Source organism: Candidatus Eremiobacteraceae bacterium (assembly GCA_035295225.1).
Taxonomy (GTDB): domain Bacteria; phylum Vulcanimicrobiota; class Vulcanimicrobiia; order Eremiobacterales; family Eremiobacteraceae; genus JABCYQ01.
Genome location: DATGJI010000059.1, coordinates 1 through 14,461 on the forward strand (window position 1 = coordinate 1; position 14,461 = coordinate 14,461).

The 14,461-nt window shown below is 64.2% G+C and carries 14 protein-coding genes; 4 read left to right on the plus strand and 10 right to left on the minus strand.

Features of this window, described 5'->3' with window-relative positions:
• Both VKT51_12395 and VKT51_12400 read right to left on the minus strand, forming a co-directional pair.
• Positions 1-234, minus strand: a 234-nt coding sequence (locus tag VKT51_12395) for a hypothetical protein (GenBank protein ID HLJ84964.1), incomplete at its 3' end; no start/stop codon positions are given.
• Between the two features lie 51 nt (positions 235-285).
• Positions 286-744, minus strand: a complete 459-nt coding sequence (locus tag VKT51_12400) for a hypothetical protein (protein HLJ84965.1) — start codon at positions 742-744, stop codon at positions 286-288.
• Positions 745-1,012: 268 nt separating this feature from the next.
• On the opposite strand from VKT51_12400, the gene VKT51_12405 reads away from it, so the two are divergent.
• A complete protein-coding gene (locus VKT51_12405) occupies positions 1,013-2,380 on the plus strand; it encodes an HD domain-containing phosphohydrolase (protein HLJ84966.1) in 1,368 nt (455 codons plus the stop codon).
• A 65-nt stretch (positions 2,381-2,445) separates the two neighbouring features.
• Here the strand turns inward: VKT51_12405 and VKT51_12410 are convergent, their stop codons facing one another.
• From VKT51_12410 to VKT51_12420, 3 genes are read right to left on the minus strand one after another with little or no spacing between them, the layout of a single operon-like run.
• The gene (locus VKT51_12410; protein HLJ84967.1) at positions 2,446-3,144 is read right to left on the minus strand and encodes an ATP-binding cassette domain-containing protein; all 699 of its coding nucleotides are present in this window, start codon (positions 3,142-3,144) and stop codon (positions 2,446-2,448) included.
• Positions 3,131-3,886: a hypothetical protein gene (locus VKT51_12415; protein HLJ84968.1), complete on the minus strand. Its 756-nt coding sequence runs from the start codon at positions 3,884-3,886 to the stop codon at positions 3,131-3,133. Before VKT51_12415 ends, VKT51_12410 begins: the two co-directional genes overlap by 14 nt.
• On the minus strand, positions 3,883-4,767 hold the full coding sequence (locus VKT51_12420) for a hypothetical protein (protein HLJ84969.1): 885 nt from the start codon (positions 4,765-4,767) through the stop codon (positions 3,883-3,885). The genes VKT51_12415 and VKT51_12420 overlap by 4 nt, the downstream gene beginning before the upstream one ends.
• 97 nt (positions 4,768-4,864) lie before the next feature.
• Between VKT51_12420 and VKT51_12425 the strand changes: the two genes are divergently transcribed.
• Together VKT51_12425 and VKT51_12430 are read left to right on the plus strand one after the other, a co-directional pair.
• The gene (locus VKT51_12425) at positions 4,865-6,529 is read left to right on the plus strand and encodes an AMP-binding protein (protein ID HLJ84970.1); all 1,665 of its coding nucleotides are present in this window, start codon (positions 4,865-4,867) and stop codon (positions 6,527-6,529) included.
• The gene (locus VKT51_12430) at positions 6,526-7,869 is read left to right on the plus strand and encodes a glutamate-1-semialdehyde 2,1-aminomutase (protein ID HLJ84971.1); all 1,344 of its coding nucleotides are present in this window, start codon (positions 6,526-6,528) and stop codon (positions 7,867-7,869) included. Before VKT51_12425 ends, VKT51_12430 begins: the two co-directional genes overlap by 4 nt.
• A 66-nt stretch (positions 7,870-7,935) precedes the next feature.
• Here the strand turns inward: VKT51_12430 and VKT51_12435 are convergent, their stop codons facing one another.
• Genes VKT51_12435 through VKT51_12445 form a run of 3 tightly spaced genes read right to left on the minus strand, consistent with a single transcriptional unit; the run spans position 7,936 to position 11,086 of the window.
• Positions 7,936-9,639: a hypothetical protein gene (locus VKT51_12435; protein ID HLJ84972.1), complete on the minus strand. Its 1,704-nt coding sequence runs from the start codon at positions 9,637-9,639 to the stop codon at positions 7,936-7,938.
• Positions 9,639-10,409, minus strand: a complete 771-nt coding sequence (locus VKT51_12440; GenBank protein HLJ84973.1) for a type II secretion system protein — start codon at positions 10,407-10,409, stop codon at positions 9,639-9,641. The genes VKT51_12435 and VKT51_12440 overlap by 1 nt, the downstream gene beginning before the upstream one ends.
• A gap of 5 nt (positions 10,410-10,414) precedes the next feature.
• Complete coding sequence (locus tag VKT51_12445; protein ID HLJ84974.1) at positions 10,415-11,086, minus strand: prepilin-type N-terminal cleavage/methylation domain-containing protein; 672 nt, start codon at positions 11,084-11,086, stop codon at positions 10,415-10,417.
• A gap of 322 nt (positions 11,087-11,408) precedes the next feature.
• Here VKT51_12445 and VKT51_12450 point away from each other — a divergent pair, with 322 nt between their 5' ends.
• Positions 11,409-12,503 (plus strand): type IV pilus twitching motility protein PilT, encoded by a 1,095-nt coding sequence (locus VKT51_12450; GenBank protein ID HLJ84975.1) that lies wholly within the window; start codon positions 11,409-11,411, stop codon positions 12,501-12,503.
• Here VKT51_12450 and VKT51_12455 read toward each other — a convergent pair.
• Positions 12,500-13,630: a site-2 protease family protein gene (locus tag VKT51_12455; GenBank protein ID HLJ84976.1), complete on the minus strand. Its 1,131-nt coding sequence runs from the start codon at positions 13,628-13,630 to the stop codon at positions 12,500-12,502. The two genes, VKT51_12450 and VKT51_12455, sit on opposite strands and share 4 nt — an antisense overlap.
• Positions 13,627-14,427 carry a response regulator gene (locus tag VKT51_12460; protein ID HLJ84977.1) on the minus strand — a complete coding sequence of 267 codons (801 nt, stop codon included), beginning with the start codon at positions 14,425-14,427 and terminating at the stop codon, positions 13,627-13,629. Before VKT51_12460 ends, VKT51_12455 begins: the two co-directional genes overlap by 4 nt.
• Positions 14,428-14,461 lie beyond the last annotated feature (34 nt).

The following is a 14,461-nucleotide window of genomic DNA, read 5'->3' on the forward strand; positions in this document are numbered from 1 at the left end:
TTCATCTTCGGAGACGGCCGGAAACCCGACGTCCATGATGTGCACGCCGATGTCGGACAGGCGCTTACAGATCTCGTACTTCGTCTCGGGCGTGTAGGCGATGCCGCACATCTGCTCGCCGTCGCGCAAGCTCGTGTCGTAGATGCGCAACCGCTTTGGATCGGGAAACGCGATGTCTTTCGTGAACTCGCGCGGATCGCGGATCAGGCGCTCGATGGGCTCGCGGAATTCCACGGCGAACTCCCGACGCGAAGGCCTTCTTCGCGCTTCAACGATGAGGGATGACTACGGTTCGACGATGATCTCGCCGCGCATTCCCGCGCTATAGTCGAAGAAACATCCGTACAAGAACGTCCCCGGCGTCTTTGCGGTCAGCACCGGCGACGAGGCGCCTGGGCGGATCTCGCCGGTCGACCACTGGCCGGCGTCGATCGTGGTAGACGGACGCGTGCTCGCGTCGGTCCACATCGGATCGTCCACAAACGTCGTGCCCGTAAGGCCGGTGGCGGTGTGCGCGTGGGTATCGTCGTTCTTGAAGACCACGCGGTCCCCGACGTGGACGCGCAGCACGGCCGGTGATGTTCCCACGGCGTCACCCGCCGAGGTGTGGACGACTGCTGCGAACTTGGCAAGAGACAGCGACACCGTGAAAGTGTCGGCCCGGGCCGCCCCTGGGGCCAATAGCACGATCAGCGCCGCCGCCGACGAGGCGAAGAACCCCAACCGTCCCCGATGATAAAACACGTTGACGCCTTCCGCGGTGAAAATGCGCTTCCCTCCGGTCGCTCGAGCGGCCGATCGGGAGACCTTGCTCACAGTCTGTGAACGAATGGTAACGTCCTGACCGTTTCCGCTGTCTTACCGATGTCGGGCCTGGCCTGTTCCTTTCTTCTATGGCCAGAGAAGCGGCGGGAATGCTAGTAAGCCATTGAGCGCCCCGAACGGACGAAAGCGTGACGACCGAGGTCACATAAAGCGGCCTGTTTCTCGTTTTGCTCCCCGCGTCGACGGGATGTCCGTCCAGCCCATCCGCGCCAACATCGCGCAAGACTATTCGCACGCGCTGCGCCCCGGCCAGATCATCCCGGCGCTGCTCCTTGCATGCGCGGCGGGGGGTATCGTTTGGGCTTTGCCGCTCGCGCCCCACAATGCGATCGGCTTCGCCGCGCTCATCGCCACGACGATCGCGCTCGACGTGCTAGCCGCCGATGCGGTCCGCGCCGGCCGCCGCGTCATCGGGCCTGCTCTTATCATCACGATCGCGGCGTTCGTGCTCTACGGCGCGCCGGCCGCGATCCTTGTCGGCGCAGTCCGCGGCATCACGCGCGCGCTCGTACCGGCGTCGTTGACGCGGGTCGAGGGCGCGTGCGTCGCTTCAATGGGCGTCATCGGGCCGATGCTCGCGAGCGCATCGGCGGCTGCTCTGCCGTTGATGATCGCGCACCCGTCGCCGTGGATCAGCATCGCGGTTTACGTCGCGTGCGCGTTTATCATCGAAGTCGGCGCTGAAAGTCTCGTGCTCGGCCGCCTGTCTCGCCCGTCGATCTTGCGCGCGCTCGAGCGCAACGTCGGTTGGTCGGCCGTCAACTACGCGCTGTACGGCGCGCTTGGTGCATGGCTTGGAACCGCGCTCGCAGCCGGCCGCTGGGCCGATCTGCTGTTCGTCGGCATCCCGCTCGCCATCGTTCGGCAGACCACCGACATGTCGGGCGGCGAAGAACGCTACGTCGGCACGATCGAACATGAGAACTCGGTGCTCTTCGACCGGATCGGCCAACTCGATCGCATGAACGGCGATCTTATCGAAGCTCTTTCGATGGCGATCGATGCGCGCGACCCGCACCAGACCGGGCACAGCGGACGCGTGGCGCAAATATCGGCTGCCATCGGCGTCGCACTCGGTCTCGCCGGCGAACGATTGGAGAATCTGCGCCGAGCGGCGCTGCTTCACGACGTCGGCACACTCGCGCTTTCCGGGCACGTCACGGATAAGCCCGGTCCGCTCTCGCCGCAAGAACGCCGTTACGTCCAGATGCACAGCGACCTCGGCGCTCGCTTCGTCGCCAAATGGCGCGACTGCCGCGACATGGCGCAGATCATCGAACAGCATCACGAGCGGCTGGACGGCAGCGGTTACCCGCGCGGCCTCTCCGGCGACGCCATCGTATTGGAGGCGCGGATCGTCGCGGTCGCAGAGAGCTACGTCGCGTTGACGTCGCCGCGCCAGCACCGCGTCGCTTTGACGCACGCCGAAGCGCTGGATGAGCTCCGTGGCGGCGTAGAAACGCTGTACGATCCGAACGTCATCGAGGCGCTGGCGCAAGTCGCCGAGACAAGAACGGCAGACGTCCTGCCGATCACTCGCCTCCGCAAACCTTAGCCTTAGGAAATGTAGGGCGGACCTTTACGGTCCGCCGGCGGCCCATAAAGGGCCGCCCTACGTTATCATAGTGTGAACTCGCGCGCGGGGCCTTCGCGCACGATTCGCCCGCCTTCCAACAGATACGCGTAATCTGCGAGCTGCACGGCGAATGGCGCCGGGCGTTCGGCCAAGAGCACCGGCATGTCCTCGACGCAGACTTGCCTGATCACGCGCAGTACATGGGTGATATCCGCCGCGTCGAGCTCGGCGGACGGCTCATCGAGCATCAGCAGCTGGGGCTTGCTCATCAGCGCGCGCGCGATCGCGAGAATCTGTCCATCGCCCGCATCGAGCTTCCAAGCCGGCTGCGCGGCGGCCGTTCCGAGCTTGGGAAATCGCTCCAAGAACGCATCGACTTCGGATGCGATCGACCAGCGGTCGCGGCGAACCCACGCGCCGATCTCCAGATTTTCGCGCACCGTCAGCGAACCGAAGATCGCTCGACCCTGCGGCACGAGCACGATGCCGCGCCGAACAGAATCGAACACGGGGATCCGGCGCACGGCGCGGTCGGCGAAGGTTATCGAGCCCTTGTGCGGCCGCAGTGCTCCGGCGAGCGCCAAGAGCACCGCCGATTTCCCGGACCCCGCCGCTCCGATGATGGACACGACCGTGCCTGCGAAGAGCCGAAGATCGATGCCGCTCACGACGTCGCGCATGCCGTAGCCCGCGTGCAGTCCGCTGACTTCGAGCACCGGCGTGAGGCGATCAGGCAGCGCCATCTGCACGCCTTTGATCGAAGGAACCGTACGCGCGCTTTGCGATTTCCAGTAATCCGTCCGGCAGCCAGACGAACGCTGCGATGAGCAGTAGTCCGGCCACGATCGGCCCCCCTCGGCCCGCGATGACGATCAGCGGCAACGCACACCCGGCGATCGGTGCTCCTAAGAGCGGGCCGAAAATACTGCGCCGGCCGCCGATCACGGCGACACCAACGGCTATGCAGAGCTGCTGGATGAGCGTCGTGGTTCCCAGTGCGACTTCCGCGGGTAGGAGCACGCCGGCAGCGCCGGCCGCCAGAGCGCCGGCGCCAAATGCGAACCAGCTATTTGCTGCTGCTCTGCAGATACCCACGCAGAGCGCGAGGACGATCACCCCTTCAAAGGTAGACGCGGAGTGCGGAAAAACTTTGTTCACGACGCCGCTTTGCATCTGTCGATCGGTACTAGCGACCAGTACCACGACCGCAGAGAATGCGAAAGTCGCGACCGCGAAATACTTGTCATCAAGTCGCCGCAAACCCAAGCCGACGAGAACCCCCACGCCTGCCGCGCTCGACGCGCCGATCAATAGCTGTGCGATGAGCGATCCGTGCGCAAATCCGGACGCGGCGCCCGCGCTGATCGCGCCGAACGCCATGAAGCCGGCACCGGCAAGCGACAAGCGTCTTGGCGCCGCGGGCACGAACGCGGTGAGCCCCAATGCCAACGCCGAGATGTAACTCCAAATGAGCGCTTCGATCACGACGCGGCGTCCTTGGCGGCGGCAGCGTCAGGCTTGCTCCGGACTGCGACGCCGATTGCGATGGCGACCAGCAGCACGACCGCGAGAACGATAGGCGAGAACGCGGGCCGGTGCGCTGAGACGGCATCGACGGCAAGCGCCAGCACGAACGACAGCATCGCCGCCACGCCCACCGAGCCGACCGGTGCGAACATGCATGCAGCGAGCGCAGCGATCAAAACCATCGCCGGCATCGCAATCGTGAACGACCCTGCGTGCATCGCGAAAATCGCGCCGCCGATGCCGGTTACCGCGCAGATCGCGGCCATGGCGGCGGGTGGAACTCGGTCGGCGCGCAGGCCCATGAATTGCGCCGCGGCCGGATTGTCGATGGCCGCTCGAACTCCCAAGCCGAATCTCGTGCGATAGATCGCCACATGCAGTGCGACGCATGCGAAGATGCAGGTCGCCACGGCGAGAGCCTGCATCTCGGTGAACGTGAAGCCGCCGATGTTGGCGATTCGCTCAGAGAGCAGCGGTCGCGGCAGCGTTGCGACGGCATCGAGTCTGAAGACCGCGAGGTAACCCAGGATGATGAGGTAAGCGGCTAAGCCTGCCGCGACCATGAGGTCGGCGGCAGCGCGCTTTCGCAACGGGTTCAGCGCGAACCGATCGAATAAGAAGCCGGCGATCGCGGCCGCGAGGGCACCCGCGACAAGCCGCTCCCATTGCGGCGCACCGGTAGCAGCGAATTGATATTCTTCGGCGGCGCCGAGGATGAAGGCGCCGACCAACATGAGGTTGAGGAAACCGAACACATCCAAGCAAACGGTGGTCGCGGCTGAGACAAGCGCGATAACGCTGCCGTCGAACAGCGCGCCGGCAACGACCTTGGCATCCATCGTTCGCTCCCCTACGCCTCTGCTGCGGAGGCACCCTGCCCATGCGAACCGGCGCGAGAGGCGGCATTTCGCGCTTCGTGGTAGAAGGCGCACCACCATGACCGACTTCAACCGCATGACGATCGGCGAAGTCCTCAACCGGCAAGCCGAACGCTATGCGGAGCGAGCCGCGGTGTCGTACGCGGACCGCGACGTGCGCTGGACGTATCGCGACTTCATCCGCCGCACGGATCGTGTCGCAAACGGTCTCATGACGCTCGGCATCCGCAAGGGCGAACACATCGCTATCTGGGCGCCGAATGTGCCGGAGTGGCTGCTCGTGCAGTACGCCGCCGCAAAGATCGGCGCGATCCTCGTCACCGTCAGCACCACAAGCACCGCCACCGAGCTGGATCGCTTGCTCCGCCACAGCGAAGCGACGACGCTCTTCATGGCGCCGAGCCATCGGGGGCTGGATTTTGTCGCGACGCTGCGCGAACTTCTACCCGATCTCGACGACGCGCCCGTCGGCCACGCCACGTTCGAGAAATATCCGCGCCTGAAGCGTCTGCTCGTGATCGGAAAGCAGCGCCTCCCGGGCATGCTTCGATTCGACGACCTCTTCGATCTCGCGGCACAGGCGCAAGAAGGCGAGCTGCGCAGGCGCGAGTCGGCGCTGGATAACTTCGACGTCATCAACGTCCAATACACAAGCGGAACGACCGGAGTTCCAAAAGGCGTGATGCTCACGCATCGCGGCATGCTGCAGAACGCGTTCGCTCTCACGCTCTGTCAGAAGATGACGCAGAACGATCGGCTGTGCATCCCGGTTCCGTTCTTCCATTGTTTCGGCTGCAGCAGCGCAAGCATCGGAGCGGTCGTGCGCGGCGCATGCATGGTGCCGGTCGAGGTCTTCGAACCGGCGACGGTGCTCGCGACGGTGATGAACGAGCGGTGCACGGCGCTCTATGGCACGCCGACCATGTTCACTGCTATGCTTTCGCATCCGCAGTTCGCCGACTTCGACTTGACGAGCTTGCGGACGGGCATCATGGCCGGCGCGCCGTGCCCTGTGCAATTGGTGTCAGACGTCATCGAGCGCATGGGAGCGCGCGACTTCACCGTTGCATACGGCCTGACGGAGTCGTCACCCGGCGTGACGCAGACGCGCACGGATGATCCGGCGGAAAAGCGGCGCACGACGGTCGGACGGCCGCTGCCCGGCATGCAGGTGCGTATCGCCGACCCGGAATCCGGCGACGACGTGCCGGCGGGTAAGTCCGGTGAAGTGCTGTCGCGGGGTCACAGCACGATGAAAGGGTATCTCAAAGACCCGAGCGCCACGGCGCAGGTCATCGACGAGGCAGGCTGGCTGCACACGGGCGATCTTGGTTCGATCGACGCCGACGGCTACGTCAAGATCGTCGGCCGGCTCAAAGACACGATCATCCGCGGCGGTGAGAGCATCTTTCCGGCCGAAGTCGAGGCGTTCTTGCGGACAAATCCAAAGATCCGCGACGTCGCTGTGGTCGGTGTGCCGAGCATGATGTACGGCGAAGATGTGTGCGCTGCGGTCGTGCTTGCCGTAGGCACGTCGATCACAGAGCCGGAACTCGCAGCGTTCTGCGAAAACCGGATCGCGCGCGAGAAAATCCCGTCGCTTCTGATGGTGCTAAAGGAACTGCCGCTGACTGGGAGCGGGAAGGTGCGAAAGACCGATCTTCGCGCGATGGCGATCGAGCGCTTCAACCGCCAGGCCGACGCCGACATCGCGACGGCATGACTCAGACGACGTTTTCTGCGACGGCGACGCGGGTCGCCTCCGAAGCCTCGGACTTCGCGCGAGCCCGACGTTCGATGGCAGGCGGCGTGTCTTCGCCGGTGCGAGCGGGAACGGCGGTCGGCGGCGCGCCGCCCGTCATCGCGCGCGCGCGCGGCAGCCGCATCTTCGACGCCGAGGATCGCGAGTACATCGACTACTTGTGCGCCTACGGCCCGGTTCTTCTCGGGCACGCCGACGAACGGATAGCAGCCGCTGTCGATCGCGCCTGCAGACAAGGCGCGGTCCTGGGCGGCACGCATTCGGAAGAGATCAGGCTAGCCGAACGGCTCGGAGAAGCGATGCCGTCGATGCAGCGCGTGCGGTTCGTCTCCACGGGAACCGAGGCGTGCGCGAGCGCCGTTCGCGTCGCGCGCGCATTCACCGGGCGGCTGAAAATCGTGCGCTTTGCCGGCAACTATCATGGCCACTCCGACGCGATGATCTTCAACGCCGGGGCGGCGTCTAATTCGCGCGCCGATGCGCGCGCGGGTATCACCCAAGGCGTGGCAGGCGACGTGATCGCTCTGCCCTACGACGATCTTCAGACGTTGGGCGCCGCGCTTTCGCGCGAAGGCGACCGCGTCGCAGCCGTCATTCTCGAGCCGGTGGTGGGCAACATGGGGCTCGTGCTGCCCAGCGACGGTTATCTTTCGGGCGTTCGCTCTCTCGCGACGCGCCACGGTGCGCTCTTGATCTTCGATGAGGTCATCACGGGTTTCCGACTCGGGCTCGGCGGCGCGCAAGAGCTCTTCGGCGTCAAGCCCGACGTCACGTGCGTCGGCAAAGTCCTTGGCGGAGGGTTGCCGATCGCGGCATTCGGCGGGCGCGCCGACGTCATGGCGGTGCTGGCGCCTGATGGTCACGTGTTCCAAGGGGGAACCTTCTCCGGCAACCCCGTGTGCGTCGCGGCCGCGCATGCGCTGTTGGATGCGATCGAAAGCGATCCGCTTTTCTATAACCGCTTGAGCGCGAAAGGAAGCCGCCTCGCGCGCGGTGCGCGCCATGCGCTTGCGGATGCCGGACTTGATTTCCCGGTAGTGCAGCTCGGATCGATCGTCGATTTCATGTTCCGCCATGGCGGCGCGCACCGCACGTTCGACGAAGCTAAGCAGGCGGATGCTCGAAGCTACGCGCGCTACTACTGGGCGATGCTGGAGCGCGGCGTCTTCCTTCCTCCATCGCAGATGGAAGTGATGTTCCTGACCGCGGCGCACAGCGATGAAGATATCGACCGAACGGTTGATGCGATGCGTAACGCTTTGCTCGCACTGGCTGAAGGGGCCGACGCGAGTCGGCCCTAGTAAGAAAGGGCCGACTGATGTCGGCCCTTTCGTAGTGGACTTCAGATCGGAGTTGTCGGCCCTGGTTTAGGTGTCCGGCGTCTCCGAGATCGCCGTTATCTCGTATTTGTTCGTCGTCGGACTGAACGGCGGCGGATTGGAACCGAGGCGCTTGTCGTAGCCCATGTGCCGGCAGAAGCCGGTCGCGCAGCCGTTGGCGCCGTAGACTTGTGTGCCAAGCTTGCCGCGCACGTTCTCGACGAGGCTTCCGAAGATCGTCAGAACGCGATTCGCTCCGCCGCCGCACGCGCCAGCGCCGCACGATGAGTTGGAGAAGGTGCCGCTGTTGCACGCGCCGGTGCACTCGCCGTTGTAGCCGGTGAGCAGCAGCGCGTCCACTTCGAAGGCGGCGTCGGTGTTGTCGTTGACTTTGATGTTGTTCGCCCACATCGCAAGCACGTCGGTAGAGTTGGAGTCGGTGGTCGGATTGTCGTCGTAGAGCACCGACTTGTTCAGCGTGATCGTGTTGCTGTAGCTGAGCGGGCTGGACGAGTTGTAGTCCGGAACCGCAAGCGTGTATTGTCCGTGAACGGTGGCGTTCACGCCGGCGTTGGGCGTGAAGCCCGCGCCGATGCCGCCTGCGACGGTCACATTGCCGTCCACGAAGATCGAGCCGTTGCCGCCCGATCCGCCTGCCGGTTGACCTGACGCTTCGCCTGTGTAGGTGGTGGTGCCGCCCGGTCCGACGACCGTGGTCGTATTGCTGGAGAAGTTGACGGTTACATCATAGTTGCCGGCTTGCGTCTGGAAGATGAACTCCTGGTTGCCCGTGCCGACGCACGAGACCGGACATGCCGAACCCTGCGCGTACACGGTCACGTTGCCGGAGATGTAGATGCCCGTCGAGAGAGGCAAGCTTCCACTCGTGGGGATCACGCCGTTGACATAGAGTCCCGGCGGCACCTGCGGTGGCTGCTGCGGGCTCAACGGCGCGGACGTGCCGTTCCACGCTTCGCTCGCGACGAGGAGATTGTCTTTGAACGTGGGCAGCGGTTTCGGCGGTACGCCGACCGAGATATTGCTCGAAGCGCTCTGGCCGCCGTTGAGAACCGAATTCCAGTCTGCCGTGTTTTGCGGACCGGTCAACTGCCCCGTGGTGTAGTTATCCCAGTTGATGTTCTGGCCGGTCTCGATGGTCGAACCGAAGATCGGCGAGTCGCCGTCGGCATACAGGATGTTCATCGGGCCGCCCGAGTAGACGGGGCCGTCGTAGTGCTGGCCGTTCGCATACCAGACTTTGCCGCCGACGTTGTTCGTCTCGGAGACGCTGTACATCTCATACGCGGAATACGGCACCGTGCGGACGAGCGCGTAGAGCGATCGTGTGATGCCGTTCTGTCCGTTTGCACCGAGGAAACCTGACCCCGCCGTGCCGGTGGCCGACACCAAGAAGTACTCGAGGCTGCCGGTGGTCGGGAATTGATAATCGACCTGCGCGGTATAGCTGCCGCTGAACCATCCGTCGCCCGGTACGGACGTGGATATCGGCGTGGGGATCGAGACGTTCTTGCCGGACGTATTTTCTCCGAGCTGCAGCACGACGTCGTCGATGCCGGAGTAAGCGTTTGCGAGCGCCACGTTGCTTACGCCGTTGACACCTGCGCTGTGGAATTCATAGATCACCGCGTCCGTGATGCCGCCGATCAAGATGGCGATCACCACCGTGATGATGACCACCATGATCAGCGCGACGCCGCGCTCGGCTTTGCGGGTGACTTTCTGCTTATCCATTAGTGAAACGCCTTCCAAGACGAAAAGTAGATCTCGTTCGAGACGTATGCGTGTTCGGCGACACCGCCGCTTGTCGCGGATCCCGTATTGCCGACCACCTGAGTCGCCTGGTTCACGACCGAGATATCGATCTGCAGCCCCAAAACTTTGTCCGAGCAAGTCGTGTCCGTCACGTTGCAGCCGAGCGGCGTGACGCCGAACGGAACGTTGGCCGCGCCGTCCACGTTGTGGATGAGCGTCTGGGTTCCGGTGGTGGAGTTTTGGCACGGCACCGTCAACGGATTCGGCTCGGAGTTGTATTGCGCAAGCGTTTCCGTGCACTCTTGCAGCAGGTTCGGCGGATTGTAGAATATGGTCTCGACATTATACACCGGGATAGGTTCGTGGGCCCCGTTCACCGGCATCGTCTTGCTCAAGTGACCGGACGTGCCGGCGTCGCTTGTCACGACGTAAAAGGAGACGGCCGTGTTGCCGTCCGTCGTGTTCTGCAGCGCCCCGGCCGCTGGAATAACCGAGCACGTGTTGCTTTGCGAACACGGGTTATCTTCGATGTCCGGCGTGGCCATCTTCGTGGCATCGTTGATGCGCGCCATCGCGATGCGGCCTTGCGTCTCCGCGTCGAGGTGCGCATCTTGGAACCGGAAGTTCTGGATGGCGGCGGTGAATTCTGCCACCGTCAGTCCGAGCACGATCCCGAGGATCGTCATCGCGAACAACAACTCGATGAGAGTGAACGCGCGCCCGGACTGCGAGCTCCGTCTGTGCTTCATATCCTCTATGTTCCGAAGGTCGGCGAAGGCGTGGGCGTGGGCGACGGCTTGACCGTGGGTGACGGCGACGGCTTCGGCGTTCCCGACGGCGTGGGCGTCGGCTTCGCTGTCGGCGACGGCGACGGTTTCGGCGTTCCCGACGGCGTGGGCGTGGGTGTCGCGGTGGGCAGCGGTGAGATCGGCGGCGCGGTGCCGTAGTTCAGGCCGGACGGCTGATTCGCGTTGAGGCCGGTCAATTCGTACACTTGCGAATTCGGCGAAGTTCCGGTCTTGACCCAGATCTGGATGTTTGCGGCGTTCGTGTCGGTGGGCGATTGCGTTGCCGCCCACATGAACTCCAAATTATTGTTGCCGCACCCGGACGGCAGCGCTTGCCAGTTATTCGTGTCCGGTCCGTTCGGCGGCGGCTTGACGTACGAGCCGTTCATCACCGGGAACGTGCCGCACGAAGCCGCGGGCGCGTAGTTCGACCAGTTCGAGTAGTTCCAGAAATTTCCCGAATCGTTCTGAACCGTTGAGAGCAGATAGTTCGCTTCCGAGACGGCGACGGAATTCGAGCCGGCTTGCGACTGCGCGCCGACCGTCGCGATCATGTCTTGGGAGACGAGCAGAAACACAAGCGTCAGCAGCGTCACCGCTACCAACACTTCCAGGAGCGTCATACCACGCTGTCTCATCGGGTTACCTCTGGCGATCCGGGCGGTTATAGACAACCCCCCGGACAGTATATATCCGGTGTGACCGGAGTAACAGCGCATCTGTTACACCTCGTGGATATTATATCGCCCTAAATCCGGGCGGCAAAGACCTCTGCACTGATTGTGCCTACGGTCACGCGTCTCATCTATTGTCGAGCATCTCCCCAAAAGTCCTAAGAGCCGTCCCGCGCGAAGGCGACCGAACCGGTTTCTCTACGGCTCGCGCACACCCGCGCCGATGAAACCATATAGGAAGAACGTTTTTCGAACGATCGGCGGTTCTTTGGCTATGGCATCTCATATGACGGCAGTGAGCGGTGCGGCGGCGTTCCCGCTGAGCCTTGGCGAATTGTTGATGAAGATGTACGAGGACAAAGCCTCGGACTTGCACATCGTCGTTGGTTGCCCACCGATGGTTCGACGCGGCGGCCAGCTCGAAGCTCTGATGGATCAAGTGCTCACGCCCGAAGATACGCACCAGTTATTGACGTCGATCTTGAACGACGACCAGCTGGATGTGCTCGAGTCTAAGCGCCAGCTCGACTTCGCCTACTCCATGATCGACCTGGCGCGTTTCCGCGTCAACTTCAGCTACGAGCGCGGCGCGCTCGCGGGCGTCTTCAGACTGATCCCGACCGACCCGCCGCACCTCGAAGAGACGAACTTCCCGGATATCCTCGCGGAAGTCACCGGACGGCCGCGCGGCCTCGTGCTCGTCACGGGACCGACGGGCTCCGGAAAATCGACGACGCTCGCCGCGATGTTGGACTTCATCAACCGCCACCGACGTTCGAAGATCGTGACGATCGAAGACCCGGTCGAATTCATGCACAAGAGCCAGAAGTCGATCATCACGCAACGCGAGATCGGCCGCGACACGCTCTCCGCAGCAGACGCGCTGCGCGCGATGCTGCGCCAAGATCCGGACGTCGTGCTCATCGGCGAGATGCGCGACCTCGAAACCATCGCGCTCGCGTTGACCGCGGCTGAGACCGGCCACCTCGTCTTCGCGACGCTGCACACGACGAGCGCGCCCGAGGCCGTGACCCGCATCATCGACGTCTTCCCGCCGGATCAGCAAGAGCAGGTCAGGATAATGTTGTCGACCGTGCTCGAAGCCGTCTTCTCACAGACGCTCGTGCCGCGAGCAGACGGCAACGGCCGCGTCGCCGCGCTCGAGATCCTCATCGGAACGCCGGGCATCCGGAATCTCATCCGCGAGAACAAGATCCAGCAGATGATCAGCGCGATGCAGACCGGTCAGAACCTCGGCATGCAGACGCTGGAGAAAGATCTGGCGAATCTCGTGAAGTCCGGCGTGATCACGCTCGAAGCTGCCATGGCAAAAGCGTCGAATCCGGCCGAAGTGAAGCGCGTGATCGGGGTCGGGAACTAACCGCTTCGCGATCGCGACGCTTCCACGCGAGCGATGAGGCGCGCGACATCTTCACGCCGTATGAATCCGCCGTACGTCCCAGCGTCTTCGACGATCACGGCTTCCGGCCGGTTGACCGCAAGCGCCGGCAGCAGCGCCATGGCGTCGTCGTCCGGCGCTACCGTCGCCAGGTCCGCGACGCGAGTCATGACCGCGGTGATGCTCGTTCCGCTCGCACGATCAAGCGGAACGGTCGCGACTTCTTCGTCCCCCACACAGCCGGCCGGACGCTCGCCGAAGAGCACGGGCAACGATCGCGATGGTGCCGCGGCTCGCAAAGCAGCCGCGGCCTGTTCGACCGTGGCGGTCGTCTGGAGCACCTCTACGTCTTTTGCGTAAAGGTCTCGCACTAACAGGCCGTCGAGAGCGATGCGAACGATCATCGTCTTGTATTGTCCGTCCGCAAGACCGCCGAGAAACCACGCTGTCGCGCACGCCCAGATGCCGATCGCGGGATCTTGGATAAGCGCAACCCAGCAGCCGATCGCGCCAAGGAGAATCGCTATCGCTTTGCCCGCCATCGCGGCTTGGCGCGTCGCTTTGACCGCGTTGCCCGACAAGCGCCAGAGCAGGCCGCGCACAACGCGCCCGCCATCCATCGGGAGGCCGGGCAGCCAGTTGAACCCGCCAAGCAGACCGTTTGCGAGCGCGAGGTAGCCGAGAAGATCGCCCGCGGGCCCGCCGGCCTTGGTCAGGCCATATGCGCCAAGACCAAACACGATCGCAAGCGCGGTGCTGACTGCCGGGCCGGCCGCGCCGATGGCGATATCGTCAGCCGGGCGATCGTCGGTGTGCGCGATGCGCGCGGTAGCGCTCAAGAGAGTCATGGTGACGCACGCCACCGCCTTGCCGCGTCGTTGTGCGACGATCGCGTGGCCGAGCTCGTGTGCGAGCACCGACCCGAAGAGCAACGCCGTGAAGAGCAGGCCGACCGCCAAGGCCTGCCCCGGCGTGGTCTGCGGCGCCACGCGCGGCAGGAGTCCATACGATATGGCGCAGGTGAGTGCGCCGAAGAGAAATAGCGCCGATGCATGGACGCGGATTTCGATGCCGGCGATCGATCCAAGGCGATAGCTCCGCTCGCTCACGGCACCGCGCGCTTCATGGAAAAGCCCGTCGAATGCGCTTCAGGCGTCGCAACTGCCTCCTGCGCTGCGGCCAACAGCCTATCGACGGTGATGGTCGCGCCGCCCTCCGTGAAGGCGAGACCGACTCGCGGCCGCGCGCCGGATTGCGCGTGCTGCGAGCGCAGCCGATCGGCGATCATCATCCCGACATCTTTGGCCCCGCCTTGAGGCAGACCGTCGAGGAGCACGGCGCACACATACGGCGCGAGATCCCCGGCGACGTCGGAGCGGCGCAGGCACGAGCGCGTCAGCGCAGCCAGCGCGGCGTGCGCGCTGCCATCCCCGCCTGCGGCGACGACGAGAACGGCGACCGACGACGCACCGGGCACCGCGCCCGCTATCGCCTCCGCGACGTGCTGCCTAAAATCTTTGCTCGGCTCGTCGCGGCGAAGCGCACCGGCATCGACACGCGCGCGCAGCTCGGCGATGTCGAAAGGTTTGCGCAGAAAATCGACGTTGGTGTTTCCGGCGCCGAGACGGTCGGGCGCCGCGTCGTCCGCGGAGACGAAAATCACCGGCGTGCCGCGGGCATTGCTGTCGCTTTCGATCCGTGCCAGCAGCCCAAATCCGTCCAGTCCGGCCATGCGGACATCGGACACGATGCAGTCGACGCGCGGCTGGGAAAGGATGAACTCCGCCGCCTCGGCTCCGTCGCCGAAGCAGGTCACGGAGCGACCAGGCTTGGCGAGCGCCAGCTCCATAAGGGCTCGGATCTCGACGTCGTCGTCGATGATGACGATGCTTTGCGGTTGGGGCATCATGCCTGCGGGTGTAACGTCGGGTGCGTCGCGC